This window comes from Streptomyces sp. NPDC017993, from assembly GCF_044328065.1.
GTDB lineage: Bacteria > Actinomycetota > Actinomycetes > Streptomycetales > Streptomycetaceae > Streptomyces.
Genome location: NZ_JBIRGO010000016.1, coordinates 194,115 through 196,679, shown reverse-complemented (window position 1 = coordinate 196,679; position 2,565 = coordinate 194,115). Strand labels below are relative to the sequence as shown.

At 70.6% G+C, this 2,565-nt stretch carries 1 protein-coding gene, 1 rRNA gene and 1 pseudogene; all 3 read left to right on the top strand.

All coding sequences use genetic code 11. The features are described from left to right. Positions 1 to 91, top strand: a 5S ribosomal RNA gene (rrf, locus tag ACH4FH_RS27720); the annotation flags it as partial. 478 nt (positions 92 to 569) lie between these two features. Beyond that, a pseudogene (locus tag ACH4FH_RS27715) lies at positions 570 to 1,385 on the top strand (hypothetical protein); the annotation flags it as partial. Between the two features lie 288 nt (positions 1,386 to 1,673). Next, a partial coding sequence (locus tag ACH4FH_RS27710; RefSeq protein WP_398558642.1) for a hypothetical protein occupies positions 1,674 to 2,565 on the top strand: 892 nt, incomplete at its 3' end.

Sequence of the window (2,565 nt, the reverse complement as noted above, 5' to 3'; positions counted from 1 at the left end):
GCCCGGTTACATTTCGAACCCGGAAGCTAAGCCTTTCAGCGCCGATGGTACTGCAGGGGGGACCCTGTGGGAGAGTAGGACGCCGCCGAACAATCTTTCAAGGACCCTTGGTCCCAGCGTTCACGCTGGGACCAAGGGTCCTTTTTGCTTGCCGAAGCGCGCCGAAATGGTCGGTGCGCGAGAATGAATGTGCAGTACCGATGACAGGAGTCACGTCGATGTCCACCAACTCTTCCGACGATCGTTCGGAGCGCCGGCCTCAGCGGCGCGACGACGGTGACCGCGGTGGTTTCCGGCGTGACGACCGGGGGCCGCGTCGTGACAATGACCGCGGCGGCCGCCCGGCCGGCGGCGGTGGCGGCTACGCGGGCCGTGACAACCGCGGTTCCGACCGTGGTGGTGCCCGTCGTGATGACCGCCCGTCCGGTGGTGACCGTGGCGGCTTCCGTCGCGATGACCGTCCCTCGGGTGGCGACCGTGGCCGCCCCGCTGGTGGCGACCGTGGTGGTCGTCCGGCCGGTGGCGGTTATGCCGGGCGGGATGACCGTGGTGGGCGTCCCACCGGTGGTGACCGCGGGGGCTTCCGTCGCGATGACCGTCCCTCAGGCGGCGACCGTGGTGGGTTCCGTGGCGGCGACCGTCGGGATGACAAGCCGCGCGGGCCTCGTCGTGACGATGAGCGCGGTGGTGGTTTCCGGCGCGATGACCGTGGTGGACGTCCGTCCGGCGGTGACCGTCCCGCGTTCCGTCGTGATGACCGTCCGTCTGGTGGTGACCGTGGTGGTTTCCGTCGTGACGACCGTCCCTCCGGTGGTGACCGTGGCGGAGTCCGGCGCGATGACCGCGGTGGACGTCCGTCCGGTGGCGACCGTGGTGGTTTCCGTCGCGACGATCGTCCGTCCGGTGGCGACCGTGGTGGTTTCCGTCGTGATGACCGTCCGTCTGGCGGTGACCGTGGTGGTTTCCGTCGTGATGACCGGCCTTCGGGTGGTGACCGTGGTGGTTTCCGGCGTGATGACCGTCCGTCGGGTGGGGACCGTGGGGGCTTCCGTCGCGATGAGCGGGGCGGCGAGCGTCCTCCCTTCCGCCGTGATGACCGTCCGTCCGGTGGTGACCGTGGCGGATTCCGGCGCGATGACCGTCCGTCTGGCGGTGACCGTGGTGGTTTCCGTCGTGACGACCGGCCTTCGGGTGGGGACCGTGGCGGTTTCCGGCGCGATGACCGTCCCTCGGGTGGTGACCGTGGGCGCCCCGCTGGTGGTGACCGTGGTGGTCGTCCGGCCGGTGGCGGTTATGCCGGGCGGGATGACCGTGGTGGGCGTCCCACCGGTGGTGACCGTGGCGGCTTCCGTCGGGACGATCGGCGCGATGAGCGTCGTGATGACCGCGGTGGTGACCGTGGGGGCTTCCGGCGTGATGACCGTGGTGGCGATCGCGGTGGGTTCCGTCGGGATGACCGTCCGTCCGGTGGCGAGCGTGGGGGTTTCCGGCGTGATGACCGGGGGCCGCGGCGGGATGATGACCGTGGGCGTCGGCCGTACGGTGCCGGTGCCGGGCGTGGGCGGGACGACCGCCGGGATGACCGGCGTGATGACCGTCGGGACCGGGACCGGGAGCCGATCAAGCGGCTGCCGATTCCGGAGGACGTCACCGGCGAGGAGATCGACAAGGATGTGCGGCAGGAGCTGCTGAGCCTGCCGAAGACGCTCGCCGAGGATGTCGCCAAGAACCTGGTGATGGTGGCGAAGCTGCTGGATGAGGACCCGGAGCAGGCGTACGGGTACTCGCGGATCGCGCTGCGGCTGGCGTCCAGGGTTGCCGCGGTGCGTGAGGCCGCCGGCTTCGCGGCGTACGCGATCGCCAACTACAGCGAGGCGCTTGCCGAGTTCCGGGCGGCGCGGCGGATGACCGGCAGCGTCGAGCTGTGGCCCGTCATGGCGGACTGCGAGCGCGGTCTGGGCCGGCCGGAGAAGGCGATGGCCATGGCCGGCGAGCCCGAGGTGGCGAAGCTGGACAAGGCCGGGCAGGTCGAGATGCGGCTGGTCGCGGCGGGTGCCCGTCGGGACATGGGGCAGGCGGACGCCGCTGTGGTGACGCTGCAGGGTCCCGAGCTCGCGTCGAACGCGGTGCACCCGTGGACCGCGCGGCTGCGCTACGCGTACGCGGACGCGCTGCTGGAGGTCGGGCGCGAGGACGAGGCGCGCGACTGGTTCGCCAAGGCGCTGGAGGCCGACCAGGGTGGCACGACCGATGCCTCGGACCGGCTCGCGGAGCTGGACGGCGTCGAGTTCACCGACGCCCTGGGGGACGCCGACGAGGCTGACGAGACCGATGTGGCTGCCGTGACCGATGAGGCTGATGAGGCCGGCGCTGAGGTGCCGGTGGCGGAGCTGTCGGTTGTCGAAGGTGATGACGTGGCCGATGAGGTCGTCGTTGTCGAGGCAGAGGCAGAGGCAGAGGCAGAGGCAGAGGCAGAGGCAGAGGCAGAGGCAGAGGCAGAGGCAGAGGCAGAGGCAGAGGCAGAGGCAGAGGCAGAGGCAGAGGCAGAGGCAGAGGCAGAGGCAG